The sequence below is a fragment of the Siccibacter colletis genome (genome assembly GCF_000696575.1).
Lineage (GTDB): Bacteria > Pseudomonadota > Gammaproteobacteria > Enterobacterales > Enterobacteriaceae > Siccibacter > Siccibacter colletis.
This window is the reverse complement of the sequence record NZ_JMSQ01000039.1, coordinates 145,370-171,748: the sequence shown is the minus strand read 5'-3', so window position 1 is coordinate 171,748 and position 26,379 is coordinate 145,370. Positions and strand designations below refer to the sequence as shown.

Here is a 26,379-nt window from a genome sequence, read left to right as displayed (position 1 = left end):
ATTCTGACGCCTGAAGAACTGGAAATGGAAAGCAACGACCGCAAAGTGACGGTGATTAAGGGTGTTGTGACAGGTTCGAAAGATTATCAGTTCGTCACGCTGACCTGGCTTCGTTCGCGCGAGGAGCTGGAAAAGGAGTGGATGAAGTCAGACCCGGTGGGGTACAGCCAGCATTCTTCCATCGTCATGAGTGAGTATGCCCCGTCTCATGCGATGGCGTTTGACCTGGCTATCGGTCAGTGCAGGGCGTTCGACTATAAAGCGGGCAAATTCTGGGAAGAGCTGCTGCACCGTGCGGACTGGCGTGACCCGCTGAATAAGAACAAATCTGCAGTAGATTATTACCGAGCGGGAAAAATGGATGAAATGTTAACCAAACGATTCATGAATAAACCCGAAGACGTGTTGCCAAAAGGCGATTACGGCGTAGTAAACCAGTTCAACAACGCCACATCCGTTAAACCATCCCGCGACCTGGCAGCCGGTAACCAGCAAGTAAAAAATCTGCAATGGGATATGCCCAGGGCTAAAAGTGATGCCGCCTTAGCGAAGGGTGATTAGGTATGAAAAGACTTTTTTCAGCGCTGGCCGCGCTGCTGCTGGTGGCGGGATGCCAGGCGAAAGAGCCGCCGACGCAGGTGGTTTATCGTTTTGATGACCATCGCTATCTGGAACTTACGGGCTGGGACTGCGAGGGAGCACTCTGGTATACGGATACGAAGCGTGGAATTCACACTGAATCGGTGAGCCAGTTTTATCGAATTTTTACCAAAAAGTTTGTGCATCCATCTGAGCAATATATTGCAATCACAGGTTGGGGCGTTGGTGGGTTTAGCGTGTCCAAAGATTATGGAAAAACCTGGCAGCTTGCGCAATTCAGCCCAGGCGAAAATGAGCCTGATGGAATGAATGCGCCACCGCAAGAAGATGTTGAGGCTTTCACTGTCGTCAACGACCAGGGTTTCTTGCAGACGAAACACCGGCTGTATATGTCGTCCAGACCGTTTGATGACCCGCGTCTGGCAGCTGGTGGGCCAGGCATCACATACACAATTAGTGACGGAACGGTACAGAAGATAAAACCCCGCTCACCTGGTTGGCCCTGGGGAATGGTGTATATGACGCCACAGGCGCTCAAACATAGCGTCGAGCAGTATAAAACCAACTGGCAGGATCAGCCCGACAAAGTGCCAGAAGTGAAGGGATACACCGGCTGGGATCATATGCGTTGTGACATGGATGCGGGGCGGAAATGATGCAGGGACGTTATTCAGCGCTGACCGCGCTACTGCTGGTGGCCGGATGCCAGGCGAAAGAACCGCCGACGCAGGTGGTTTATCGTTTTGACGACCATCGCTATCTGGAACTGAAGGGCTGGGACTGCGAGGGAGAGCTCTGGTATACGGATACAAAACGGGGCATTCATTCCCAGCCATTTTTTCAGTTTTACCGAATATTTACCAGGAAGTTTGAGCATCCATCCCAGCGTTATATCGCTATTCCAGACTGGGAGGTCGATGGATTTATGGTTTCCAAAGATTATGGCGAAACATGGAGAGGTGTAGGATTTTCCCCTGGTGAAAATGAGCCTAATGGCGATAGCCGAGCACCAAGAGAAGATGCGGTATCTTTCACTGTCGTCAACGATCAGGGCTTCTTGCAGACGAAACACCGGCTGTATATGTCGTCCAGACCGTTTGATGACCCGCGCGTTCTGCCTGGCGGTCCGGGCATTCAATACCGTTTAGAGAACGGTGAACCTGATGAAATAACGCCTGAGTTTCCGGGGTGGCCATGGGGTTTGATTTATTTCACCAAAGAAGGCCTGGAAGGCAAGGTTATTCGTCATGAATCAAACTATCAGAACCTGCCCGACAAAGTGCCAGAAGTGAAAGGGTATACGGGCTGGGACCATATGCGTTGTGACATGGATGCGGGGCGGAAATGATGCAGGGACGTTATTCAGCGCTGGTCGCGCTGCTGTTAATGGCCGGATGCCAGGCGAAAGAGCCGCCGACGCAGGTGGTTTACCGTTTTGACGATCATCGCTATCTGGAACTTAAGGGCTGGGACTGTGAGGGGGAGCTCTGGTACGTCGACACGCTAAAAGATATCCATAGTCAGGTATGGAGCCAGTATTACCGAATATTTACAAAGAAATTTGTTCATCCTTCTGAGCGCTACATGGCAGTTTCCTCGTGGGGAGGTGGATTTACAGTTTCAAAAGATTACGGGAAAACCTGGACCGGTGCGCATTATTCGCCCGGAGAAAATGAGCCTAATGGTGATAACCGACCACCTTATGATGACATTCTTTCTTTCACTGTCGTCAACGACCAGGGTTTCTTGCAGACGAAACACCGGCTGTATATGTCGTCCAGACCGTTTGATGACCCGCGCGTTCTGCCTGGCGGTCCGGGCATTCAATACCGTTTAGAGAACGGTGAACCTGATGAAATAACGCCTGAGTTTCCGGGGTGGCCATGGGGTTTGATTTATTTCACCAAAGAAGGCCTGGAAGGCAAGGTTATTCGTCATGAATCAAACTATCAGAACCTTCCCGACAAAGTACCAGAAGTGAAGGGATACACCGGCTGGGATCATATGCGTTGTGACATGGATGCGGGGAAATAAATGAAAGGCGTTATCCGTTTAAATGACCCACTGGTAAGCGGTGGGAAAGTGATTAAAGCATCCGGCGCTGAATTTATGGGACTTCCGGTGGCTTTGAAAGGCGATGTGGTCCAGTGCCCGCAGCATAAAGGAACGTTTCCCATTAACGAGTGTCATCCTGCATGGACAATGCATGGGCGCGGCGTCGTGGTGAATGGCTGTCACGCGGCGTGCGGGTGTGAAATCCGCACCACGCTTTCTGTTGCGGGGGCGGTTTAATGAACTGGTGGTTATTCCCTGAACAGCATGAATTTAAAAAAGGCTTCCCTTATTTTGGGATAGTTATCTTTTATGCGATCGTCGTGGTTATCTGCATTGCCATCCGGGCGGTCACCTGGCCGGAGAATAAACATGTTGATCTCAGTTTTCTTGTCCAGGCTGTGGTTATTCCCGTTTTTTTCCTGACCGCGCTCATACTGTTGTGCAGTATGTGGTATCACGGCATCAGGCACTATACCCAAACGCGGTTACTGATTGCTGCCTGGCAGAAATACGACGTTGTCAGCTACGCCAGAGGCAACATCATCCTGGCAGGCTGGTCGGTGCTGACTCCACCAAAAGCAACAAAGGAACTGGCACTGAGTATGCTGCAGCTGGAGGGAGAGTTTCCGCTGGCCGCCAGAATGCCGTTGAAAATCGAACTGGAGGAATCGTTTGATTTCACGAGGGCCGGACAGGCATTCATCCAGGTTCTGGAACCGTTGGTGGGAAAACTGTCTCAGTACCGACAGACTGAAGCCCTTGTCTGGGTACGAGGCGGGGATGAATCCTGTAGCGATGAACTCCGGCGCGTGCTCAAACATTATGCTGTTACTGCCGCCCGAATCACTTTTTTGTCTGAATGCCCGGACTACACGCAGATCACGAAATGGATAAAGAAGGCCAACACTTGCGGTGTTGAGCGCCTGCTTATCTGTGTCGATCTGCACGCTGATGGGGAGGCGTGTACGTGGATGGAAAATGCTACCGCACTGCTCCTCACGAACAACGTCGTCAAAATGCAAGGACAAAAGCCGGTCTATCTTTATCAGCCGATGACGGGGGTCACAGATGTAGAAAGCAAAGTACCGGTTTATCTGCTTACGGAAACGGTCAGCAAACCAAAACGACTCTGGTATACCGGACTATCCCGCACGCAGAAATATCCCCTGCTGGAGGTGCTGGATGATAAAAAAATGGTACCGGACAGGCTGGAACTTGAGATGTCGCTCGGCGAGCATACTGCCGGATATCGGTGGCTGATGCTGGCCCTTGCATCGGATGCGGTGACCTATGCGCAGGGAGATCAGCTGGTAGCCACTTCGGAACAGAACACGTTTTCCATGACGGCGCTGTCGTCCCGCTTAACCCGTCAGCCTGATTATCCCCAGAAAAAAATATACCTGACGCCGTGGCAGGCAGGTGGAATAGCGGGACTGATGCTCTATTTTGGATTTATGATAGCCCTTGGAAGTTTTGACGATAGCGGTATACCTATGTCCGGGTGGTTTATACTTATTTTGGCTGTTATATGCCCGGGTTTATACCTGGCAATGGGGGCTTTTATTACCTGGCTGTATAGCGACAAAGCTTATGAGCATATGGGGATGCGAAGGTGAATGAACTTATTGCTTTGATATTACTTCATAAACATGTGTTTTATTAGAATGCGACCGCGGTGACAGGACGATATCAGCGTTTTTAATGGGCTGAAATTACGGCGGGTGTTGATGGTGCCTGACGCATTATCCCGTAGGGTGGGTAAGCGTAGCGCACCCACCTTATATCACGATGGCGACATACCCCCAGCGCACCCACTAACCCCAACTACCGCTGACACCCCGGACACCAGTAAAACGGGCGCGATGAGAGCGTGGTTTTCTCAATAACGCCCCCGCAGCGCTCGCATTTTTCCCCAGCCCGATGAAAGACGTGAAACCGGAACAGCGCTCCGTGGTGCTTATTCTCATCCACCGTGCCGCGCGTGGCGTAAGAGAGCCGCGGGATCGCCAGCAGCGCCTGCGCCAGCGCGTCCAGCTGCGCCTCGCTCAGTTCCGCCGCCTTATGCTGCGGGGCCAGCCCTACCGCCCAGAGGATCTCCACCCGCAGGTAGTTCCCCAGCCCGGCAAGAAACGCCTGATCCAGCAGCAGGCCTGAGAACTGGCGGCGGCAGAAGCGCCGACTTTGCAATCGCGCTTTAACCGTCGCCACATCCAGCGTCGGGTCGAGCACGTCCGGCCCGACGCGCTGCAAAAACGGATGCGCCGCCAGCGTATCGGCATCCAGCATCTCAATTTCCGAGGCGCTGTAGAGCAAAATCGCTTTCTTTGCCGTCGCCAGCCGCACGCGCAGCACGCGGTTGCTCTGCGGCGTGGCGCTGGCGTCCACCACACGCCAGACGCCGTACAGCTGGTTATGGCTGTAGAGCGTCAGGCCATTGCTGAAGTGGGTGAGCAGCGCCTTACCACGGGTTTCAATCGCAGTGACGCACTCCCCCACCAGCGAGGCCTGATAGCGTTGCAGTTCAGGAAAGGCGAACCACGCTTCGGTCAGCGGCTCGCCGCCGATAGCCCGCTCCAGATTGTCCGCCGCGCGGCGGATCTCCGGTCCTTCTGGCATCTCTCTCTCCCTGATTAATGCGTCGCGCCGCCCACGATCTTCAGATCGGTCTCCACATCCAGACCGACCGCCAGCGCAATCTCCAGCGCCTGACGCACGGTCTGCGCCGCCATGCTTGGCGCACCAGGGTGGGCCGCCGCCTGCTCCGGCAGATACGGGATATGGATGAACCCGCCGCGCGCCCCGGAGGTGTGCGCCAGCTTGTGCAGCAGGCCATACATCACATGGTTACACACGAAGGTACCAGCGGTCTGGGAGACCGACGCCGGAATACCCGCTTCGCGCATTGCCGCCACCATTGCCTTGATCGGCAGCGTGCTGAACCATGCCGCCGGGCCGTCGGCAATAATCGGCCGGTCGATGGGCTGCTGTTTACGGTTATCGGGGATACGCGCGTCATCAACGTTGATCGCCACGCGCTCCACGGTAATGTCGCTGCGTCCGCCCGCCTGGCCAATCGCCAGCACCAGCGTCGGGTTCAGCTCATCAATCGCCGCTTCCAGCACGCGCAGCGACTCACCAAACACGCACGGCAGCTGGCGGGCGACCACCAGCCCACCGCCAATAATCGCGCCATCGAGCTGTCTGACTACTTCCCATGATGGGTTGACGGTCTCGCCGCCGAAAGGCTCAAAACCGGTTACCAGAACTGTTCGTATCATCGTTACTCCAGCGCGTTATAAAAACATCAGGAAATAAAGTAGCACCACGTTCACCGCCAGCAGCAGCACCCCGGTGGGTACCTGCGCCTTGATGACCGCATTTTTATCCGGCAGCTCCAGCAGCGCCGCGGGGACGATGTTGAAGTTTGCCGCCATCGGCGTCATCAGCGTACCGCAATAGCCGGAGAACATGCCGATAGCCGCCATTACCGCCGGGTTGCCCCCGTGCTGCAATACCAGAATCGGGATGCCGATACCCGCCGTGACAATCGGGAACGCCGCGAAAGCATTGCCCATCACCATCGTCAGCACCGCCATACCGATGGCGTACACCGCCACGGCGATAAAGCGGCTGTCTACGGCCAGGTACTCCTGGGTCAACCATGAAATGCCGGTGCCGACCCCTGCGGTAGTAAACAACAGGCCGAGGGTTGCCAGGATCTGCGGCAAAATAAACGCCCAGCCGATAGAATCCAGCAGGCGGCGCGCCTCCTGAATCGGCTGCAGGGCGTGTTCGTGCGTCATCTTCACCGCCAGTGCCAGGCCCAGCAGGCAGCCAACGGTCATCGAGAACAGCGTCACCAGCGTGGCGTGATTGCCTTCACCAAACAGCCCGACCTGCAAGCCTGGCACATTGTTGAATAACAGCACGCCAATCACGGTCACTACCGGGATCATCAGCGCCGGAATGAACAGGCGGTTGCCCAGACGCTTCGCGCTGGCTTCCCGCTCCGGCTGAGTACGCTGATGATAGCTGCCCAGACGCACTCCGCCGAAACCGGCAATCAGCGCCAGGAGTACCACTGACGCACCCACTGCGATATTGACCAGCCGCTTGCCCTCGGCACCACCGCCGAACAGATCGTAGGTCCAGTCGCCGAGTAAAAAGATCAGGCCGTAAATGCCCCAGAACAGGCCGGTGGTAATGCGGCGCGGGTTGGCTTTATCACGAAACGACATGATGGCGACAATCACCAGCACGGCACCTGCCAGCCAGTAGAGATAGTTTTGCTGGAACGTCATTGCGCACCTCCCTGGGTGTGAACGCCGTTAACCTTGCCCAGCTCGCGCTCAAGGTGTTTATCGAGGCGCCACAGGCGCGCGGCATGGATCAGGAAAGCACAAATGGCGGTCGGGATACCCCACAGGGCGATGTGCAGCGGCTCGGTCTGAATGCCGCCGGACTCCAGCATGAAGTTATGCATAAAGATGATGGCCCCGAAGGCAACAAAAATGTCTTCACCGAAGAACAGGCCGACGTTATCGGTCGCGGCAGACATGGCGCGCAGACGGTAGCGTACCGCACCTGGCAGGTCGCCGTAATTCTTCTCCGCCGCCCCTTCCGCCATCGGTGCCAGCAGCGGGCGCACCATCTGCGGATGACCGCCGAGGCTGGTCAGCCCCAGCGCGGCCGTGGCTTCACGCACGAACAGATAAACAATCAGCAAGCGACCGGCGGTGGCGCTGCGAATGTGGGCAATCCAGGCCTGGGCGCGCTCTTTGAGGCCATGACGCTCCAGCAGACCGATCACCGCCAGCGGGATCAGCAGGATAAACGGCAGGTTGCGGGTATTGAGGAACCCCTCCCCCAGCTTCTCCAGAATCAGCGCCATCGGCATGTGCGCCGCCAGTCCCGTCACCAGGCCGGCGACAATCACCACCAGCACAGGGTTAAAGCGCAACAAAAACCCGACCACGATGGTAGCGATCCCCATCAGCGGCCAGAGATTGATGGTCTCTTGCATTGTTCGTGTCCTTCTCGGTTATGTCGTCGTTGTGTCTCTTATAAGTATGCAGAGGCCCGTCGTTAAAGGCGGGCCTCTGAGGGGTGATTCAGGTAACAAAGCGGAAGGATATATCCTTCACCGTCCCATATAGCGGCAGGGGGCGCAGGATGTCAACGTTTGCGGTAAGTCGCGCAGCCTTACTCCGCGCTGACAGCGATGTTTTCGTCAGCGAATCGCTCCCGTAACCGCCGGGCAAACGCCAGGGCGTGCGCGCCGTCACCGTGCAGGCAGACGCTCTGGGCATTGACCTGCGCCCAGCTGCCGTCCCGGGTGCGCACGCGTCCGCGCAGCACCATCTCCAGCGTCTGGCTGACCGCTTCGTCGTCGCTGTCAATCAACGCCCCCGGCTCGCTGCGCGGCACCAGGCTGCCATCGGCCTGATAGCCGCGATCGGCGAACACCTCTTCCCGGGTGCGCAGGCCGTGCTGCTGCCCGGCGGCAATCAGTGTGCTCCCCGCCAGCCCGACCAGAATCAGGCCCGGATCGATGGCTTTCACCGCCCGGGCAATGGCGTCGGCCAGCCCTGCGTCCTTCGCCGCCTGGTTGTAGAGCATCCCGTGGGGTTTGACGTGTTTCAGCACGCCTCCTTCCGCACGGGTGATAGCCGCCAGCGCGCCGATCTGGTAGAGCGTCTGCGCGTAAACCGTCTCCGGCGGGAGCTGCATCGCGGTGCGGCCAAAATTCTCCCGGTCCGGAAACGACGGGTGCGCACCAATCGCCACGCCGTTTTCCAGCGCGCGCTGCACGCTGAGACGCATCATTGCCGCATCCCCGGCGTGAAAACCGCAGGCGATGTTGGCGGAGCTGACCAGCGTCATCAGCGTGGCATCATCCCCGCAGCCTTCGCCCATATCGGCATTGAGATCAATCGGCATCGTTCAGTCTCCAGGTCAGCTGATCAAAGAAGCGCTGGTGATCGACCCGCGCCTGCAGCGCCTGGTCGTGCGTGCACTGCACGAAGTGAATCGGCTCGCCGGGGCGGATCTGCGCCAGATGCCAGAGATCGGCTTCGATCACAAAGGCGATGCGCGGATAGCCGCCGGTGGTCTGGGCATCGTTCATCAGCACAATCGGCTGGCCGCCGTGCGGCACCTGAATCACCCCCGGCAACAAGCCGTGGGAGAGCATTTCGCGCGCCGTGGTGCGCTCCAGCAACTGGCCCTGCAAACGGTAACCCATGCGGTTACTCTCCGGGCTGAGGTGCCAGGGCGTGCGCCAGAGCATCGCCTGCGCCTGCGGGCTGAATTCGTGATACTCCGGCCCCGGCAGGGTACGCAGCCGGTTGCCAAACAGCATCTGCTTCACGCCGCGCGCTTCGCGGAACTGACGCGCCGACGGACGCACATCCAGCTCGTCCCCGGCGCGCAGCAGGCGCCCTTCCAGCCCACCGATACCGGCTTTGAGATCGGTGCTGTACGAGCCCATCACCAGCGGCACATCCAGCCCGCCCGCTACCGCCAGATAGCTGCGCATGCCGCGACGCGGCAGCGAGAGCGTCAGGCGCTGTCCGGCTTTCACCGGCAGTCGCCAGCCGGTCCACACCGCGTGGTCGTCGAGCATGGCGTTGCATCCTGCCCCGGTCAGGGCAAACCAGCCGGCGCGGGTGAATTCGACTTCGAACTGTCCGAGCGTGATCTCCAGCGCTGCATCATTGAGGTCGTTGCCCACCAGCAGGTTAGCAATACGCAGCGCCGGGGCATCCAGCGCGCCACAGCGGCTGATGCCGGACTGACGCAGGCCGTTGCGCCCGCCGTCCTGAACCGAGGTGTGAATGCCGGCACGAATAATCCTTAACATACTCCCTCCTTCTGCGGCACAAAGCGCACCGTATCGCCCGGGGCCAGCAGTACCGGCGTGTCACCGGTGGGATCGAACAGCCGCAGCGGCGTGCGGCCAATCAGCTGCCAGCCGCCCGGCGTTGCCAGCGGGTAGATCCCGGTCTGGCTGCCGCCGATACCCACCGAGCCCACCGGTACGCTCAGGCGCGGCTCAGCGCGACGCGGCGTCGCCAGCGTGTCCGGCAGGCCGCCCAGATACGGGAAGCCCGGCTGGAAACCGAGGAACCACACCACGTAATCAATAGAGGCGTGCAGCGCCACCACGTCACGCTCGCTCATGCCGCAGTGCTGCGCGACCACCGACAGATCCGGGCCGTCTTCGCCGCCGTAGATCACCGGAATGGTGATATGGCGCGATTCCGGCTCCAGCGCCTCGCTCTCTTCCCACCAGCGCTGCAACCGTTCGATGGCGTCGAGCGCCTTCGATTCCGGCTCCAGCAACACCACGGTGATATTGTTCATGCCGGGGATGACTTCCGCGATCCCTGGCATGTCAGACAGCCGCTGCGTCAGCCGCCAGATCCGTTTCTGGCTGGCCAGCGTCACCGGCGGCTCCAGCTCCAGCACCACTGCGCTTTCGCCCAGCAAATAACATCTCGCTCGTTGCACCTTGCCCCCTGTGGGTAATCAGGCCGGATTAGGAATATCGATAAAGGTCACGTCGAGGTCGGTCGTCTCGGTGAGCCATTCGCTCAGGGCGCGGATCCCGCCGCGCTCGGTGGCGTGATGCCCGGCGGCGTAAAAGTGCAGCCCCTGCTCGCGTGCCGAGTGAATAGTCTGCTCGGACACTTCGCCGGTGATAAACGCATCGACGCCGAAGCGCGCCGCGGCATCAATAAAGTTCTGACCGCCGCCAGTGCACCAGGCAACGCGCTGCACCACATCCGGACCTGTGTCGCCGCACCACAGCGGACGACGGCCGAGACGCGCTTCGATCCATGACGCCAGCTCCAGGCCCGGTACCGGCATCGACAGCTCGCCCCAGGGCACCAGCGGTTCGATCTCGCCCCTCACGGTAATGCCCAGCAGCTGCGCCAGCTGCACGTTATTCCCCAGTTCCGGGTGCGCGTCGAGCGGCAGGTGCCAGCCGTAGAGGTTGATGTCGTTAGCGAGCAGCGTTTTCAGACGGTTGCGCTTCATGCCGCGAATCGCCGGCGCTTCGCCCTTCCAGAAGTAGCCGTGATGCACGATCACCGCATCCGCCTGCTGGCGCACGGCTTCGTCGAGCAGCGCCTGGCTGGCGGTCACGCCGGTGATGATCTTCTGAATGGTTTCGCGCCCTTCAACCTGCAGGCCGTTCGGCGCGAAATCGCTGAATGCCGCACTGTTGAGCTTGTCGTTAATCAGACGTTCCAGTTCGGTATTTTTCATCGGTGTTCCCTTATCAAGATTTACGTGCGGCTTCATAGGCCGCAAGCGTCGCCACGCGCGCCTGCTTGTGGTCGACTATCGGACGCGGATAGTCCAGCGTCACGCCGTGTTTATCCGCCCAGCTCCAGGGGTCGTGCAGCGACTTATCCGGCACCTTGCCCAGCGCCGGCAGCCAGCGGCGAATAAACGCCCCCTGCGCATCAAACTTCTGCCCCTGGGTGGTGGGGTTGAAGATGCGGAAATAGGGTGCCGCATCGGTGCCGGTGGAGGCCGCCCACTGCCAGCCGCCGTTATTGGCGGCCAGATCGCCGTCGATCAGCTGCGCTATAAAATAACGCTCTCCCCGACGCCAGTCGATAAGCAGATCCTTCACCAGGAAGCTGGCAACGATCATGCGTAGCCGGTTATGCATCCAGCCGGTGCGGTTCATCTGCAGCATCGCGGCATCGACGATCGGATAACCGGTCTGCCCGGCGCACCAGGCGTCGAAGCGTTTGTCATCATTGTCCCAGGCGACGTTTTCAGTCCAGCTGATGAAAGGTTTCCCGCGGCACAGCGCCGGATGATAAGTCATCAGATGCTTATAAAATTCGCGCCAGATAAGCTCATTGAGCCACACCGCGCCCGACCCACCCTCCAGCGCCTTTGGCTGTTCCGCCAGCAGACGATGCAGGCACTGGCGCGGCGACAGCACGCCGATGGCAAGATAGGGCGAGACCCGGCTGGTGCCGTCGATGGCGGGAAAGTCGCGCCGGGTATCGTATTCACCCGCGCCCTGCTGGCAGAACTGGCGCAGCTTTGCCAGCGCGGCGGTTTCGCCCACCGGGAACAGCATTTCGTCTGCCGCTTCAACCGGATAGTCAAAGGCCGCCAGCGGCGGTGCTTCACAGGGTGCCGACGGGCGCGCTTTCGGCGCGTGAACGCACTCCGGCAGTCCTTCCGCCAGCTTTTTCAGGTACGCCCGGCTGAAGGGGGTAAACACTTTGTACATCTCGCGGCCACCGGTCAGCACGCTACCGGGGGCAAGCAGTACGCTGTCGTCAAAGCCCTGGCAGGTGACGAAACCGTCGAGGTGCTTCTCCAGTGCCACGTCGCGCTTACGCTCGTTGAGTTCGTACTGATAGTTGTAGAACAGCGCATCGACGCGGTGCGTATCGCAGAATTCGCTAATCCAGGGAATGCAGGCGTCGAAATCATCCAGCTGCGCGGTATAGAGCGGGATGCCGCGCTGCGCCAGGGCGTCACGCAAGGCGTGGAGATGTTCGCGGATAAACCAGGCCTGGCGCGGAGCCAGGGTATGGGCGTGCCACTGTTCGGGGGTGGCGATAAACAGGCCAATGACCCTGGCGTCGCTGTTGCGGCAGGCCGCCGCGAGGGCAAGATTATCGTGCAGGCGCAGGTCAGCCCTGAACCAGACCAGATGCGTGGTCATAAAACTCCCTTTGCTACGCGCCTTGTTCGTCAGGCGTTAAGGTTGCAGGCGAAAAGAGCGCGGGCAGTGCCGCGCTCAACGAACAAAGTAACATGGAAAAACGGGGAAATCAGTGGCCGTAGCGCAGACGTAACGCTTCCGGGTAGGGCTCGAAATAGCGCTGCACCGACAGGTAGCTGTCCGGGAACTCCGCCATATAGTGTTTCAGCAGCGTCATGGGGGCCAGCAGCGGCTGCGTTCCCTGGCGATAGCTGTCGATCAGCGTGGCAAGCTCCTGTCGCTGGCGGGCATTCAGCTGGTTGCGGAAATAGCCCTGGACGTGCATCAGCACGTTAGTATGGTTGCGGCGGGTAGCCGGAATGGCGAGCAGATCCATTAATTTCTGACGATAGGCAACAAAGAACGCCTCCAGATCGTCCCACTCGTTAATGGCTGCCACAAAACGGCCCAGCTCGCGATACTGCGGCTGGGAATGGGCCAGCAACAGCAGCTTGTAGCGGCTGTGGAACGCAATCAGCCCGCCGCGGTTCAGACCCTGGCTGTGCAGCTGGTTAAGTTCATGCAGGGTGTAGACCCGCTCGATAAAATTCTCGCGCAGCACCGGATCGTGCAGGCGTCCATCCTCTTCCACCGGCAGCCAGGGGAAGGTTTCCATCAGAATGCGGGTGTAAATCCCCCGCTCGGCCTTGCGATTGTTTTTGCCGTCGGCATCGTAGATGCGCACCCGCTCCATGCCGCAGCTCGGTGATTTGGCGCAGACGATATACCCGCACAGGTGTTCAAAACGCTGCACGCGTTCGCGAGAAAACTGCTCCATATCGGCGGTCAGATCGCCTTCGCGCTTGTCGCTGAAGCGCAGCGCCACCGCGCCGCTCTCCTCTTTCACCAGCCGCAGCGCCGGACGCGGCACCGGCAGGCCAATGGCCATCTCCGGGCAGACCGGTTCAAATTTCATCCACGGGGAGAGCGACTCCACCGCAAACGCCAGTCGCTTATGACCGCCGTCAAAACGCACATTTTCTCCCAACAGACAGGCGCTGATGCCAACAGGGATTTTTTCACTCATAGCGACTCCTCATTCACGTCACTGATAAGTGTAGCCAGGCCGCTGGCGCGCAGGAAGGGCGATATTCACCGCGCGATGTAATAAATAAACGCAAAAAAAAACCGCCCCGGCGAAGCGGGACGGTTTTGCAGGATTTTTACACTCAGTAGAAGTCGCAGGCGGCTTTTTCTGACAGGTCCATCCATACCGGTTTATCGCTGGTTTTTGACCAGACGCGGTGCAGATAGCTGTAAAAACGGGCGCGATCTTTCCAGAACAGCATGACCGGCAGGGCGATAACGCCGAGGATGACGGCATAAGCGCGGCGCAGGAAAACCTGATGCGCTGGATAGTGTTTATAGATAGACATAAGGCTTCTCCCCTTAACTGGCCGGCACGCGACAGGCTGCCGATGAAAGTGAAAATGTGATCTGGTTAAAATAGTAGCGCTTTGTTTGTAATTTTACTACTCATCAGACCAGTAAAATGCAAATAAAATGGCCTCTTTACAATTCATACCGTAAATAAGTTACAAAATGGTTAAATAAATACTAACCCGCGGTTAAATTGTGGCTTTTGTCATTTTTATACTTTTTTTACGCCCCGCCCCGCCATTTTTGCGACATCTTTTCGCCCCTGCCGTCACGATTAGCGCACATCATTAACACCACTGGAGGTGGACTGTGAGTGCAGGCGTATTAGCCGGCGTTGTGCTGGTTTTCCTGTTACTGGGCTATCTGGTTTACGCCCTGATCAATGCGGAGGCGTTCTGATGGCCGCATCGGCATTTTTACTGATCGCCAGCTTTTTACTGGTGCTTATGATCCTCGCTAAACCCCTGGGGAGCGGACTGGCGCGGCTGATTGAAGGCACGCCGCTGCCGGGTCTTGCGGGCGTAGAGCGCGTTATCTGGCAGCTTTCCGGCGTCCGGCAGCGCGAGATGAACTGGCGTGAATACCTGCTCGCCATTCTGCTGCTTAACATGATGGGCCTGGCGGTGCTGTTCTCGATACTGATGCTGCAGGGCGCGCTGCCGTTTAACCCGCAGCAGCTGCCGGGTCTGTCATGGCATCTGGCGCTCAATACCGCGGTCAGTTTTGTGGCTAACACCAACTGGCAGTCCTACGCCGGGGAAACCACCCTGAGCTACTTCAGCCAGATGGTCGGCCTGACGGTACAGAACTTCCTTTCCGCCGCCACCGGTATCGCCGTGGTGTTTGCCCTGATCCGCGCCTTCGCGCGCCATTCGGTGAATACCCTCGGCAACGCCTGGGTGGATCTCACGCGTATTACCCTGTGGGTGCTGCTGCCGCTGGCGCTGATTATCGCGCTGTTCTTCATTCAGCAGGGCGCGCTGCAGAACCTGATGCCTTACCAGCCGTTCACCTCCCTTGAAGGGGCGAAGCAGCTGCTGCCGATGGGGCCGGTGGCCTCGCAGGAAGCGATTAAAATGCTCGGCACCAACGGCGGCGGCTTCTTTAACGCCAACTCCGCGCACCCGTTTGAAAACCCCACCGCGCTGACCAATTTCGTACAGATGCTGGCGATCTTTATTATTCCCGCAGCGCTCTGCTTCGCTTTCGGCGAGGCGGTGGGCGATGCCCGCCAGGGACGGGCCATCCTCTGGACGATGGCGTCGATCTTTGTGGTGTGCGTCGCCGTTGTCATGTGGGCGGAAACCCGCGGCAACCCGCACTTCCTCGAATTCGGTGCTGACAGCGCGCTCAATATGGAAGGCAAAGAGAGCCGCTTCGGCATTCTTGCCAGTGCGCTGTTCAGCGTGGTCACCACGGCGGCGTCCTGCGGTGCAGTCAACGCCATGCATGACTCCTTCACCGCGCTGGGCGGCATGATCCCGATGTGGCTGATGCAGATTGGCGAAGTGGTGTTCGGCGGCGTCGGCTCTGGTCTCTACGGCATGCTGCTGTTCGTGCTGCTGGCGGTGTTTATCGCCGGGCTGATGATTGGCCGCACCCCGGAATACCTCGGCAAGAAGATCGACGTGCGCGAGATGAAACTCACCGCGCTGGCCATTCTGGTGACGCCCGCGCTGGTACTGCTCGGCACCGCACTGGCGATGATGACCGAGGCTGGTCGCGCCGGGATGCTCAATCCGGGTATTCACGGCTTCAGCGAGGTGCTTTACGCCGTGTCGTCCGCCGCCAACAACAACGGCAGCGCCTTCGCCGGGCTGAGCGCCAACACCCCGTTCTGGAACCTGCTACTGGCGTTCTGCATGTTCGTTGGTCGCTTTGCCGTGATTGTGCCGGTGCTGGCAATTGCCGGTTCGCTGGTGAGCAAGAAAATCCAGCCGGTTACCCCCGGCACGCTGCCGACCCACGGTGCGCTGTTTATCGGTCTGCTGATCGGGACCGTGCTGCTGGTCGGCGCCCTGACCTTCATTCCCGCCCTCGCCCTCGGCCCGGTAGCGGAACACCTCTCTCTTGTGCAATGACTATTGCGGAGCGCTATCAATGAGTCGTAAGCAACTGGCCCTGCTCGAACCTGGATTACTTCGTCAGGCGCTGATGGATTCTTTTCGCAAGCTGGACCCGCGCGCCCAGTGGCGCAACCCGGTAATGTTCATCGTCTGGGTTGGCAGCGTGCTGACCACCCTGCTGGCGCTGGCCATGGCCGGTGGTGCACTGGCGGGTGATGCGCTGTTTACCGCCGCCATCAGCCTGTGGCTGTGGTTTACCGTGCTGTTCGCCAACGTCGCGGAAGCACTGGCTGAAGGCCGCAGCAAAGCCCAGGCCAACAGCCTGAAAGGGGTGAAAAACACCGCCCCGGCCCGCAAACTGCGCGCGCCGCAGCACGACGCCCAGGTGGATCAGGTTCCGGCCTCATCCCTGCGCAAGGGTGACCTGGTGCTGGTGGAAGCCGGCGACATCATCCCCTGCGACGGGGAAGTGATCGAAGGCGGTGCCTCGGTGGACGAGAGCGCCATCACCGGGGAGTCCGCCCCGGTGATCCGCGAATCCGGCGGCGATTTCGCCTCGGTGACCGGCGGGACGCGCATTCTCTCCGACTGGCTGGTGATCCGCTGCAGCGTCAACCCCGGGGAAACCTTCCTCGACCGGATGATCGCGATGGTAGAGGGCGCGCAGCGCCGCAAAACCCCGAACGAAATCGCGCTCACCATTCTGCTGGTGGCCCTGACCATCGTCTTTCTGCTGGCGACCGCCACGCTTTATCCGTTCTCGCAGTACGGCGGCGCGGCAGTAAGCGTCACGGTGCTGGTGGCGCTGCTGGTGTGCCTGATCCCCACCACCATCGGCGGCCTGCTCTCTGCCATTGGCGTGGCCGGGATGAGCCGGATGCTGGGTGCTAACGTGATTGCTACCAGCGGGCGCGCCGTGGAAGCGGCGGGCGACGTCAACGTGCTGCTGCTGGATAAAACCGGCACCATCACCCTCGGCAACCGTCAGGCCTCTGAGTTCCTGCCGGCACCGGGCGTGGATGAGCACACGCTGGCCGATGCCGCGCAGCTGGCGTCGCTGGCGGATGAAACCCCGGAAGGCCGCAGCATTGTGGTGCTGGCCAAGCAGCGCTTTAACCTGCGCGAGCGCGATGTACAGACCCTGCAGGCGACCTTTGTGCCCTTCACGGCCCAGACGCGCATGAGCGGCATTAACGTGCAGGAGCGCATGATTCGCAAAGGCTCGGTGGATGTCATTCGCCGCCACGTTGAGGCCAACGGCGGTCACTTCCCGCCGCAGGTGGATGCCCTGGTGGAGCGCGTCGCTAAAGTGGGCGGTACGCCGCTGGTGGTGGCCGATGGGGCCAACGTGCTCGGCGTTATTGCCCTGAAGGACATCGTCAAAGGCGGCATCAAGGAGCGTTTCGCCCAGCTGCGCAAAATGGGCATCAAAACGGTGATGATCACCGGGGATAACCGCCTTACCGCCGCCGCCATCGCGGCGGAAGCCGGGGTGGATGATTTCCTCGCCGAAGCCACGCCGGAAGCAAAACTGGCGCTGATCCGTCAGTACCAGTCCGAAGGACGGCTGGTGGCAATGACCGGGGACGGCACCAACGATGCGCCAGCACTGGCGCAGGCGGACGTGGCGGTGGCGATGAACTCCGGTACCCAGGCGGCAAAAGAGGCCGGGAACATGGTGGATCTCGACTCCAACCCCACCAAGCTAATTGAAGTGGTGCATATCGGGAAGCAGATGCTGATGACGCGCGGGTCGCTGACCACCTTCAGTATTGCCAACGATGTGGCGAAGTATTTCGCCATCATCCCGGCGGCGTTTGCAGCAACCTATCCGCAGCTCAACGCCCTGAACGTGATGCACCTGCACTCACCCTCGTCGGCGATCCTCAGCGCGGTGATTTTTAACGCGCTGATCATCATCTTCCTGATCCCGCTGGCGCTGCGCGGGGTGAGCTATAAACCGCTCAGCGCCGCGGCAATGCTGCGCCGTAACCTGTGGATTTATGGCCTCGGCGGGCTGGTGGTGCCGTTTATCGGCATCAAAATTATCGACCTGATCCTGACCGCTCTGGGTCTGGTGTAAAAGGAGTTGTTCATGGCACAGTTACGCCCGGCTTTACTGATCTTTATTCTGCTGACGCTGGTTACCGGCGGGCTTTATCCGCTGCTCACCACCGCCCTCGGGCAGTGGTGGTTCCCGGAGCAGGCCAACGGCTCGCTGATCCGCATCAATAACGAGGTGCGCGGCTCGGCGCTAATCGGCCAGAACTTCAGCGGCGCGCACTATTTTCAGGGACGCCCTTCCGCTACCGCAGAAGCGCCTTATAATCCAATGGCTTCCGGCGGCAGCAACCTGGCGGCCAGCAACCCGGCGCTGGATGAGGCGGTGCGCGAGCGTGTCGCTGCCCTACGCGCCGCGAATCCGCAGGCTACGCCGACGGTGCCGGTGGAGCTGGTTACCGCGTCTGCCAGCGGGCTGGATAACGGCATCTCACCGGAGGCCGCGCGCTGGCAGATCCCGCGTGTCGCAAAAGCACGTAATCTGACTCAGGACGAGGTGGCGCGTCTGGTTGCCGACGCCACGCAAACCCCGCTGGTGGGCTTTATCGGCCAGCCGGTGGTGAATCTGTTGCAGCTTAATCTGGCGCTGGACGCACTGTCGGCCCGATAAGGACACACGATGACTGAGGAACCCTCGCGCCCCGACCCGGATCGCCTGCTGGAGCAGACGACGCCCCGGACGCGCGGCCGGCTGAAGATCTTTTTCGGCGCCTGCGCTGGCGTCGGGAAAACCTACGCCATGCTGCAGGAGGCGCAGCGCCTGCGCAGCCAGGGGCTGGATATTCTGGTGGGCGTGGTGGAGACCCACGGGCGCGCGGAAACCGCGGCACTACTGCAGGGGCTGGCTATCCAGCCCCTTAAACGCATCCATCACCGGGGGCGTCAGGTTGCCGAGTTCGATCTCGACAGCGCCCTTGCCCGTCGCCCTGCCCTGATCCTGATGGACGAGCTGGCGCACAGCAACGCGCCCGGTTCGCGCCACCCGAAACGCTGGCAGGACGTGGAAGAGCTGCTGGATGCCGGGATCGACGTCTTTACCACGGTTAACGTTCAGCATCTTGAGAGCCTCAACGACGTGGTGGGCGGCGTAACCGGTGTCCAGGAGCGGGAAACCGTGCCCGATCCGGTTTTTGATGCCGCAGACGAAATCGTGCTGGTGGACCTGCCGCCGGACGACCTGCGCCAGCGCCTGCACGAAGGCAAAGTCTATATTGGTGGCCAGGCCGAACGCGCCATCGAGCACTTCTTCCGCAAAGGCAACCTGATTGCGCTGCGCGAGCTTGCCCTGCGGCGCACCGCTGACCGCGTGGACGAACAGATGCGCGCCTGGCGCGACAATCAGGGCCAGGAGCGGGTGTGGCACACCCGGGACGCCATCCTGCTGTGCATCGGCCACGGCAACGGCAATGAAAAACTGGTGCGTACCGCCGCGCGACTGGCAGCACGCCTCGGCAGCGTCTGGCACGCGGTGTACGTTGAAACCCCGACCCTGCACCGTCTGCCGGAGCAGCAGCGTCGCGCCATTTTGAGCGCCCTGCGTTTAGCCCAGGAGCTGGGTGCCGAGACTGCAACCCTCGCCGATCCGGCGGAAGATAAAGCGATTCTGCGCTACGCCCGGGAGCACAACCTCGGCAAAATCGTTATCGGACGGCGCAACACCCGCCGCTGGTTCCAGCGCGACACCTTCGCCGACCGCCTCGCCCGCCGCGCCCCGGATCTCGACCTGCTGATCGTCGCACTGGACGACAAACCGCTGGTCACCGCCGCCCGCGCACCGGATACCCGCACCTTCACCGAGAAGTGGCGGGTGCAGCTGCGCGGCGCGCTGGTAGCGGTGCTGCTCTGCGCCATCATCACCCTTATCGCCAGCCAGTGGATGGTGGCCTTCGATGCCGCCAACCTGGTGATGATCTACCTGCTCGGCGTGGTTGTGGTGGCGCTGTTTTACGGACGCTGGCCGTCGGTGCTGGCGACCTTTATCAACGTGCTCAGCTTTGACCTGTTCTTTATTGCCCCCCACGGCACGCTGGCCGTCTCCGACGTGCAGTATCTGCTCACCTTTGCGGTGATGCTGGCAGTGGGCCTGATTATCGGCAATCTTACCGCCGGGGTGCGCTACCAGGCGAAAGTGGCACGCTACCGCGAGCAGCGCACCCGCCACCTGTATGAGATGTCGAAATCGCTGGCGGTCGGACGCAGCGCCGAAGATATTGCCGCCACCAGCGAGCAGTTTATCCAGTCGACGTTTTTTGCCCGCAGCCAGCTGCTGCTTCCGGACGAGCACGGCAGGCTTATTCCGCATGCGGCGGGCAAAGGCGTCACCGCCTGGGACGAGGCCATCGCCCACTGGAGCTATGACAAAGGGCTGCCCGCCGGGGCCGGAACCGATACGCTGCCGGGGGTGCCTTATCAGATCCTGCCGCTGCGCACCGCGCAGAAGACCCTCGGGCTGGTGATTGTCGAGCCGGATAACCTGCGCCAGCTGATGATCCCCGAGCAGCAGCGGCTACTGGAGACCTTCACTCTGCTGGTCGCGAGCGCGCTGGAGCGCCTGGCGTTAACCACCAGCGAAGAGCAGGCGCGGCTGGTGAGCGAGCGCGAACAGCTGCGTAACTCGCTGCTGGCGGCGCTGTCGCACGATCTGCGCACGCCGCTTACGGTGCTGTTCGGTCAGGCGGAGATCCTGACGCTGGACCTGGCCGCGGAAGGCTCGAAGCACGCTCCGCAGGCCAATGACATTCGCCGTCACGTGCTGAACACCACCCGACTGGTAAACAACCTGCTGGACATGGCGCGCATTCAGTCCGGCGGTTTTAATCTGCGCAAGGAGTGGCTGACGCTGGAAGAGGTGGTGGGCAGCGCGCTCAATATGCTGGAGCCGGGCCACACCGGGAAACCGGTGCAGCTGGCCCTGCCCGACCCGCTGACGCTGATCCATGTGGATGGCCCGCTGTTTGAGCGCGTGCTGATCAACCTGCTGGAGAACGCCGCGAAGTATGCCGGCAGTAAGGCCGAGGTGGGCATCCGCGCGCGGGTTGATAACGAGGCGCTCGATCTGGAAGTGTGGGACAGCGGGCCGGGGATCCCTTCTGGTCAGGAACGCGCTATCTTTGATAAATTCGCGCGTGGAAACAAAGAGTCAGCCATTCCCGGCGTCGGGCTGGGGCTGGCGATCTGTCGGGCGATTGTGGAGGTGCATGGCGGCACCATCCACGCCGCCAACCGTCCGGAGGGCGGTGCCAGTTTCCACGTCACGCTACCGCTGGAGACGCCGCCCGGCGTTGATGAACTGCAAGAGGGTATGTGATTAACGTCCTGATCGTTGAAGATGAAAAAGAGATCCGCCGCTTTCTGCGTACCGCGCTGGAAGCGGAAGGCCTGCGCGTCCACGAGGCCGATACGCTGCAGCGCGGGCTGATTGAAGCCGCCACCCGCAAGCCCGATATGGTGATCCTCGATTTAGGGTTGCCGGACGGCGACGGGCTTGATTTCATCCGCGATTTTCGCCAGTGGAGCCAGACGCCGGTGATCGTGCTGTCGGCGCGCAGCGAAGAGACCGATAAGATCGCCGCGCTGGATGCCGGCGCAGATGACTATCTCAGTAAACCCTTCGGCATCGGCGAACTGCAGGCCCGCTTACGGGTAGCGCTGCGCCGCCACGGTTCGCTGAATCATCCCGAGCCGGTATTTCGCTTTGCGGATATCGAAGTGGATCTCGCCAGCCGCCGCATTCTGCGCGGCGACGTGGAAGTGCACCTGACGCCGATTGAATTTCGCCTGCTGGCGGCGCTGCTCAACAATCACGGTAAGGTGCTCACCCAGCGCCAGCTGCTGAGCCAGGTGTGGGGACCGAACGCGGTGGAGCACAGTCATTATCTGCGAATCTACATGGCGCACCTGCGCCAGAAGCTGGAAGCCGACCCGGCGCGACCGCGCCATCTGCTGACGGAAACCGGGATCGGGTATCGGTTCATGATGTGAGGTTTGCACGCTCCGGATAAGCGTGAAAATCATTCACCCTCTCCCGGGGCGGTGATTTAACCATGACAATAAAAAAGCGCGCCGGAGCGCGCTTTTTTGTACTCATCAGACTCAGGCGTTTTTCAGCACTTCACTGACGATTTCCACCGCTTCTTTCTCGATCTGCTGGCGATGTTCCGCCCCAAGGAAGCTTTCACAGTAGATTTTATAGGCATCTTCAGTGCCGGACGGACGCGCCGCGAACCAGCCGTTCTCGGTCATCACCTTCAGCCCGCCGATAGAAGCCCCGTTGCCCGGCGCTTCCGTCAGACGCGCGGTAATGGCATCGCCAGCCAGGGTGCTGGCGCTGACCATATCCGGTGAGAGCTTAGACAGCGCGGCTTTCTGTGCCGACGACGCGGAAGCCTGCAGACGGTTATAGCTCGGTGCGCCAAAGCGCTCGGCCAACTCGTCATAGTGCTGCTGCGGGTTCTTACCGGTTACTGCGGTGATTTCCGCTGCCAGCAGGCACATGATGATGCCGTCTTTGTCGGTGGACCACGGCGTGCCGTCGAAGCGCAGGAACGATGCTCCGGCGCTCTCTTCACCGCCGAAACCGAAGCTGCCGTCGTGCAGACCGTCAACGAACCACTTGAAGCCGACCGGCACTTCCACCAGCTTGCGGCCCAGCGCGTTAACCACGCGGTCGATCATCGCCGATGACACCAGGGTTTTGCCTACCGCGACGTCCTGGCCCCACTGCGGACGGTGCTGGAACAGGTAGTTGATCGCAACCGCCAGATAGTGGTTCGGGTTCATCAGCCCTGCCGGGGTGACGATGCCGTGGCGATCGTAATCCGGGTCGTTAGCGAACGCCAGGTCAAACCGATCGCGCAGCTTGAGCAGGCCCGCCATCGCCGATTCGCTGGAGCAGTCCATACGAATCACGCCGTCTTTATCGAGGTGCATAAAGCGGAAGGTCTGATCGACCTGATCGTTGACCAGAGTAAGATCGAGCTGGTAATGCTCGGCGATGCGTTTCCAGTATTCGATACCGGAGCCGCCGAGCGGATCGACGCCGAGCTTCAGGCCCGCTTTCTGGATTGCCGCCATATCGACGATCTCTGCCAGCCCTTCAATAAACGGCTGCACCAGATCCTTCGCGGTAACGCGACCGCTGGACCAGGCTTCGTCCAGTGATACGCGTTTCACGCCGTTCAGGCCGTCGGCCAGCAGCGCGTTGGCGCGGTTTTCCACCACTTTCGTGACGTTGGTATCCGCAGGACCACCGTTCGGCGGATTGTATTTGATGCCGCCATCTTCCGGCGGGTTGTGGGACGGCGTGATCACGATACCGTCTGCCTGCGCGCCGCCGCTCTTGTTGTGTTCGAGGATCGCGTTGGAAATGGCTGGGGTCGGCGTGTAGCCGTTGTTTTCCTGCACGATGACGTCAACACCGTTGGCGGCCAGCACTTCCAGTACCGAAATAAATGCCGGTTCGGAAAGCGCGTGGGTATCTTTACCCACGTAGCACGGGCCGGTAACGCCATTTTTGGCGCGCTCTTCGGCGATCGCCTGCGCGATTGCCAGAATGTGCGGCTCGTTAAAGCTGTGGCGTACGGCGCTGCCGCGGTGGCCGGAGGTGCCGAATTTCACGGCGTGTTCCGTATTTCCGACCTCAGGCTTAAGCACGTAGTACTGCGCGGTAAGCTGCGCGACGTTAATCAAGTCACTCTGTTGCGCAGGTTGCCCTGCGCGCTTGTCGTTTGCCATTGCCTGATCCTTTTGACGCAAGAGTTAAATGGTGCCGCAAACCTTTTCAGTCAATTCCGCCGGGAACTGCATGGCCTGCATGATGTGTTCGATCATGCTGCGCTTGCGCTCCGTGTTGGTATTGGTGATCACCCAGTACGGCGTACCGGGAACGTGTTTGGGCTTAGTCTGATTACCGCTGTGCAACAGCGTTTGCTCATCCCCGGCGAAATAGACACGGGTGCGGCCATGAAGCGAGTCGGTGGCGGCGGCAAACGCGGAGGCATCCAATGAGTAGAGTGTAGACAGAACCAGCATGAAACGATTGACGGCTTTGCGCTGCTCGGCGTAATCGTCCGACAGCAGCAGCTCACGCATCGCCCGCACGCGATCTTTGACCGGGCTGACCGGCTTCTGCTCGGTGGCAGCCACCGCAACGGCGGGTGCAACGGTAGCCGGGGCCGCGGCGTCACGGGAGGCGGCAACTTTCAGCATGCGCCGTAAAATGTCCGACGCGCTCTCACCAATATGCTGCGTGTGGCTGGCAATATAGCGGTAAAGGTCGTCATCAACTTCAATCGTTTTCATCTTCATCCAGTGCAATATCTTCTCTGAATACAAGTCGTTGGGACGTTGGGATTATAGAAGCAAAAACCCAACAGCGAATAGCGTCAAACCAGGAAGGCGGCAAAAGTCAGATTAAACTGGAATCTTGCGGCCGGGCGGCAGAATGGTCAACATGATACCCTATCCTTACGGACACAAAAAAAGAACTTTGCCATGAAATTGAACAGCCGAGCGCAATCTGCGCAACAACCGAACAACAATTCTCCCATCGTGCTGGTTCACGGGCTGTTTGGCAGCCTGGACAACCTCGGCGTGCTGGCGCGCGGCCTGGTGGCGGATCACGATGTGCTGTCGGTGGATATGCGAAATCATGGCCTTTCTCCGCGAGCAGACGAGATGACCTACCCGGCGATGGCGCAGGACCTGGTCGATACCCTGGACGAACAGGGGCTGGATAAGGTGACCCTGATTGGCCATTCGATGGGCGGCAAAGCGGTAATGGCCGTCAGCGCCCTCGCGCCGGAGCGCATTGCGAATCTGGTGGCGATCGACATCGCGCCGGTCAGCTACGACGTGCGCCGTCACGACGAGATTTTCGCGGCGATCAATGCGGTCACCGACGCCGGGGCGACCAGCCGGACGGCGGCGGCAGACGTGATGCGCACGCACATCGCCGAAGAGGGCGTGATCCAGTTTCTGCTGAAGTCGTTCGCCAACGGTGAATGGCGCTTTAACGTCCCGGCCCTGTGGGATCAGTATCATCACATCATCGGCTGGGAAGCGGTGCCGGCCTGGCCGCACCCGGCGCTGTTTATCCGCGGCGGAAATTCCCCTTACGTGACCGAGAGCCATCGCGAGGCGCTGCTGGCGCAGTTCCCCCAGGCGCGGGCGCACGTCATCGCCGGGGCGGGTCACTGGGTCCACGCCGAGAAGCCGCAGGCAGTGCTGCGCGCCATTCGCCGCTTCCTGAATGTTGAAATAACTGACTAAAAACAGACCGACCAGCCACTCCGGGGCGTTAACGCGTTGGCGCGCGCGACGCCCTCATGTATGATGGCGCGCTGTTAATACGCCCCGACGCAACCGGGCAGCCTGTTTCTCCTGTCTCAAATTTCTATCATGGCAAAAGAACAAACCGATCGTACGACACTTGATCTGTTCGCGCACGAGCGTCGCCCCGGTCGCCCGAAGACGAACCCCCTGACGCGTGATGAGCAGCTGCGCATCAATAAACGCAACCAGCTGAAGCGCGACAAAGTTCGCGGGCTTAAGCGCGTCGAGCTGAAACTCAACGAAGAGGCGGTAGACGCCCTCAATCAACTGGCCCAGGCGCGTGACATCAGCCGTAGCGAGCTTATCGAAGAGATGCTGCTCGCCCAGCTCAACACCCTCAAACCTTAACAACGCCCCGGCGAAAAAAGCATCGTCATGTTGCAGTCTGTGCACACCGGTATGATAGCGGTTTCCGCACTCTTCTCTGTTCTGCTATGATTGCCGTTATCTGTGGGCATTTTGCCGCTACCATACTATTTAGTTTCAAGAGGTTATTTAACTCATGGCAATCGTAGGCATTTTCTTCGGCAGCGACACCGGCAATACCGAAAATATCGCAAAAACCATTCAAAAACAGATTGGTAAAGATGTTGCTGAGGTGCATGACATTGCTAAAAGCAGCAAAGAAGATCTGGAAGCGTTCGACATCCTGCTGCTGGGCATTCCGACCTGGTACTACGGCGAAGCGCAGTGCGACTGGGATGATTTCTTCCCGACGCTTGAAGAAGTCGACTTCAACGGCAAGCTGGTAGCGCTGTTTGGCTGCGGCGACCAGGAAGATTATGCGGAATACTTCTGCGATGCGCTGGGCACCATCCGCGACATCATCGAACCGCGTGGCGCAACCATCGTCGGCCACTGGCCAACGGCGGGTTACCACTTTGAAGCGTCCAAAGGACTGGCAGATGACGATCACTTTGTTGGCCTCGCCATCGATGAAGATCGCCAGCCTGAACTGACCGCTGAGCGCGTCGAGAAATGGGTTAAACAGGTTTCTGAGGAACTGCATCTGCAGGACATCATCAACGCCTGATTTTTGAACGGCGTAAATCGCTGATTTGCGCCGTTTTGATAGATAAAACCAATAAAAATAATTGCTACAAGTTTGTAACTTTCCCATTCAACTCTGTACAATGTCCT

The 26,379-nt window shown here is 59.8% G+C and carries 28 protein-coding genes; 15 read left to right on the top strand and 13 right to left on the bottom strand.

Annotation, left to right across the window (positions count from 1 at the left end):
- The 6 genes from ET34_RS23060 to ET34_RS0119735 all read left to right on the top strand — a co-directional run.
- Positions 1-561, top strand: a 561-nt coding sequence (locus ET34_RS23060; protein ID WP_236633904.1) for an effector protein Tle3 domain-containing protein, incomplete at its 5' end; no start/stop codon positions are given.
- A gap of 2 nt (positions 562-563) precedes the next feature.
- On the top strand, positions 564-1,256 hold the full coding sequence (locus ET34_RS0119755) for a T6SS immunity protein Tli3 family protein (protein ID WP_031524937.1): 693 nt from the start codon (positions 564-566) through the stop codon (positions 1,254-1,256).
- Positions 1,256-1,948 (top strand): T6SS immunity protein Tli3 family protein, encoded by a 693-nt coding sequence (locus ET34_RS0119750; protein WP_031524936.1) that lies wholly within the window; start codon positions 1,256-1,258, stop codon positions 1,946-1,948. Before ET34_RS0119755 ends, ET34_RS0119750 begins: the two co-directional genes overlap by 1 nt.
- Positions 1,948-2,634: a T6SS immunity protein Tli3 family protein gene (locus ET34_RS0119745; RefSeq protein WP_031524934.1), complete on the top strand. Its 687-nt coding sequence runs from the start codon at positions 1,948-1,950 to the stop codon at positions 2,632-2,634. Before ET34_RS0119750 ends, ET34_RS0119745 begins: the two co-directional genes overlap by 1 nt.
- Complete coding sequence (locus ET34_RS0119740; RefSeq protein WP_031524932.1) at positions 2,635-2,892, top strand: PAAR domain-containing protein; 258 nt, start codon at positions 2,635-2,637, stop codon at positions 2,890-2,892.
- Positions 2,892-4,271 (top strand): hypothetical protein, encoded by a 1,380-nt coding sequence (locus ET34_RS0119735; protein ID WP_031524930.1) that lies wholly within the window; start codon positions 2,892-2,894, stop codon positions 4,269-4,271. Before ET34_RS0119740 ends, ET34_RS0119735 begins: the two co-directional genes overlap by 1 nt.
- A 208-nt stretch (positions 4,272-4,479) precedes the next feature.
- Here ET34_RS0119735 and nei read toward each other — a convergent pair whose 3' ends face one another.
- The 11 genes from nei to ET34_RS0119680 form a co-directional block, all read right to left on the bottom strand.
- Entirely contained in the window at positions 4,480-5,271 is a 792-nt protein-coding gene (gene nei / locus ET34_RS0119730) for an endonuclease VIII (protein WP_031524929.1), read from the bottom strand.
- A 14-nt stretch (positions 5,272-5,285) separates the two neighbouring features.
- Positions 5,286-5,930 carry a pyroglutamyl-peptidase I gene (gene pcp / locus ET34_RS0119725; RefSeq protein WP_035891841.1) on the bottom strand — a complete coding sequence of 215 codons (645 nt, stop codon included), beginning with the start codon at positions 5,928-5,930 and terminating at the stop codon, positions 5,286-5,288.
- 18 nt (positions 5,931-5,948) lie between these two features.
- Entirely contained in the window at positions 5,949-6,956 is a 1,008-nt protein-coding gene (locus ET34_RS0119720) for a DUF979 domain-containing protein (RefSeq protein ID WP_031524925.1), read from the bottom strand.
- Complete coding sequence (locus ET34_RS0119715) at positions 6,953-7,678, bottom strand: DUF969 domain-containing protein (RefSeq protein ID WP_031524923.1); 726 nt, start codon at positions 7,676-7,678, stop codon at positions 6,953-6,955. The genes ET34_RS0119720 and ET34_RS0119715 overlap by 4 nt, the downstream gene beginning before the upstream one ends.
- A gap of 179 nt (positions 7,679-7,857) precedes the next feature.
- Positions 7,858-8,595, bottom strand: coding sequence for a 5-oxoprolinase subunit PxpA (gene pxpA / locus ET34_RS0119710; protein WP_031524921.1), 738 nt, complete (start codon positions 8,593-8,595; stop codon positions 7,858-7,860).
- The gene (gene pxpC / locus ET34_RS0119705; RefSeq protein WP_031524919.1) at positions 8,585-9,517 is read right to left on the bottom strand and encodes a 5-oxoprolinase subunit PxpC; all 933 of its coding nucleotides are present in this window, start codon (positions 9,515-9,517) and stop codon (positions 8,585-8,587) included. Before pxpC ends, pxpA begins: the two co-directional genes overlap by 11 nt.
- Positions 9,511-10,167: a 5-oxoprolinase subunit PxpB gene (pxpB, locus tag ET34_RS0119700; protein ID WP_031524917.1), complete on the bottom strand. Its 657-nt coding sequence runs from the start codon at positions 10,165-10,167 to the stop codon at positions 9,511-9,513. The genes pxpC and pxpB overlap by 7 nt, the downstream gene beginning before the upstream one ends.
- 18 nt (positions 10,168-10,185) lie before the next feature.
- Positions 10,186-10,929, bottom strand: a complete 744-nt coding sequence (locus ET34_RS0119695; RefSeq protein WP_031524916.1) for a type 2 GTP cyclohydrolase I — start codon at positions 10,927-10,929, stop codon at positions 10,186-10,188.
- Between the two features lie 13 nt (positions 10,930-10,942).
- Positions 10,943-12,361: a deoxyribodipyrimidine photo-lyase gene (gene phrB, locus ET34_RS0119690; protein WP_031524914.1), complete on the bottom strand. Its 1,419-nt coding sequence runs from the start codon at positions 12,359-12,361 to the stop codon at positions 10,943-10,945.
- Between the two features lie 109 nt (positions 12,362-12,470).
- Positions 12,471-13,427: a YbgA family protein gene (locus ET34_RS0119685; RefSeq protein ID WP_031524913.1), complete on the bottom strand. Its 957-nt coding sequence runs from the start codon at positions 13,425-13,427 to the stop codon at positions 12,471-12,473.
- A 142-nt stretch (positions 13,428-13,569) separates the two neighbouring features.
- Positions 13,570-13,776 carry a YbfA family protein gene (locus ET34_RS0119680; RefSeq protein WP_031524912.1) on the bottom strand — a complete coding sequence of 69 codons (207 nt, stop codon included), beginning with the start codon at positions 13,774-13,776 and terminating at the stop codon, positions 13,570-13,572.
- A gap of 313 nt (positions 13,777-14,089) precedes the next feature.
- Here ET34_RS0119680 and kdpF point away from each other — a divergent pair, with 313 nt between their 5' ends.
- Genes kdpF through kdpE form a run of 6 tightly spaced genes read left to right on the top strand, consistent with a single transcriptional unit; the run spans position 14,090 to position 21,888 of the window.
- Positions 14,090-14,179: a K(+)-transporting ATPase subunit F gene (kdpF, locus tag ET34_RS22205; protein WP_072002071.1), complete on the top strand. Its 90-nt coding sequence runs from the start codon at positions 14,090-14,092 to the stop codon at positions 14,177-14,179.
- Positions 14,179-15,861: a potassium-transporting ATPase subunit KdpA gene (kdpA, locus tag ET34_RS0119670; RefSeq protein ID WP_031524911.1), complete on the top strand. Its 1,683-nt coding sequence runs from the start codon at positions 14,179-14,181 to the stop codon at positions 15,859-15,861. The genes kdpF and kdpA overlap by 1 nt, the downstream gene beginning before the upstream one ends.
- 19 nt (positions 15,862-15,880) lie before the next feature.
- Positions 15,881-17,929, top strand: a complete 2,049-nt coding sequence (kdpB, locus tag ET34_RS0119665; RefSeq protein WP_031524909.1) for a potassium-transporting ATPase subunit KdpB — start codon at positions 15,881-15,883, stop codon at positions 17,927-17,929.
- A 12-nt stretch (positions 17,930-17,941) separates the two neighbouring features.
- Positions 17,942-18,517: a potassium-transporting ATPase subunit KdpC gene (gene kdpC / locus ET34_RS0119660; RefSeq protein ID WP_031524907.1), complete on the top strand. Its 576-nt coding sequence runs from the start codon at positions 17,942-17,944 to the stop codon at positions 18,515-18,517.
- A 9-nt stretch (positions 18,518-18,526) separates the two neighbouring features.
- Positions 18,527-21,214 carry a two-component system sensor histidine kinase KdpD gene (gene kdpD, locus ET34_RS0119655; RefSeq protein WP_031524906.1) on the top strand — a complete coding sequence of 896 codons (2,688 nt, stop codon included), beginning with the start codon at positions 18,527-18,529 and terminating at the stop codon, positions 21,212-21,214.
- Positions 21,211-21,888 (top strand): two-component system response regulator KdpE, encoded by a 678-nt coding sequence (gene kdpE, locus ET34_RS0119650; RefSeq protein ID WP_031524904.1) that lies wholly within the window; start codon positions 21,211-21,213, stop codon positions 21,886-21,888. The genes kdpD and kdpE overlap by 4 nt, the downstream gene beginning before the upstream one ends.
- A gap of 111 nt (positions 21,889-21,999) precedes the next feature.
- Here kdpE and pgm read toward each other — a convergent pair whose 3' ends face one another.
- Both pgm and seqA read right to left on the bottom strand, forming a co-directional pair.
- Positions 22,000-23,640, bottom strand: coding sequence for a phosphoglucomutase (alpha-D-glucose-1,6-bisphosphate-dependent) (pgm, locus tag ET34_RS0119645; RefSeq protein ID WP_031524902.1), 1,641 nt, complete (start codon positions 23,638-23,640; stop codon positions 22,000-22,002).
- Positions 23,641-23,664: 24 nt separating this feature from the next.
- On the bottom strand, positions 23,665-24,207 hold the full coding sequence (gene seqA / locus ET34_RS0119640) for a replication initiation negative regulator SeqA (protein WP_031524901.1): 543 nt from the start codon (positions 24,205-24,207) through the stop codon (positions 23,665-23,667).
- A 192-nt stretch (positions 24,208-24,399) separates the two neighbouring features.
- Between seqA and ybfF the strand changes: the two genes are divergently transcribed.
- The 3 genes from ybfF (at position 24,400) to fldA (ending at position 26,272) form a co-directional block, all read left to right on the top strand.
- Complete coding sequence (gene ybfF / locus ET34_RS0119635; protein WP_031524899.1) at positions 24,400-25,176, top strand: esterase; 777 nt, start codon at positions 24,400-24,402, stop codon at positions 25,174-25,176.
- Positions 25,177-25,305: 129 nt separating this feature from the next.
- Positions 25,306-25,587: a LexA regulated protein gene (gene ybfE / locus ET34_RS0119630; RefSeq protein WP_031524897.1), complete on the top strand. Its 282-nt coding sequence runs from the start codon at positions 25,306-25,308 to the stop codon at positions 25,585-25,587.
- 154 nt (positions 25,588-25,741) lie between these two features.
- On the top strand, positions 25,742-26,272 hold the full coding sequence (gene fldA / locus ET34_RS0119625) for a flavodoxin FldA (protein ID WP_031524894.1): 531 nt from the start codon (positions 25,742-25,744) through the stop codon (positions 26,270-26,272).
- Positions 26,273-26,379 lie beyond the last annotated feature (107 nt).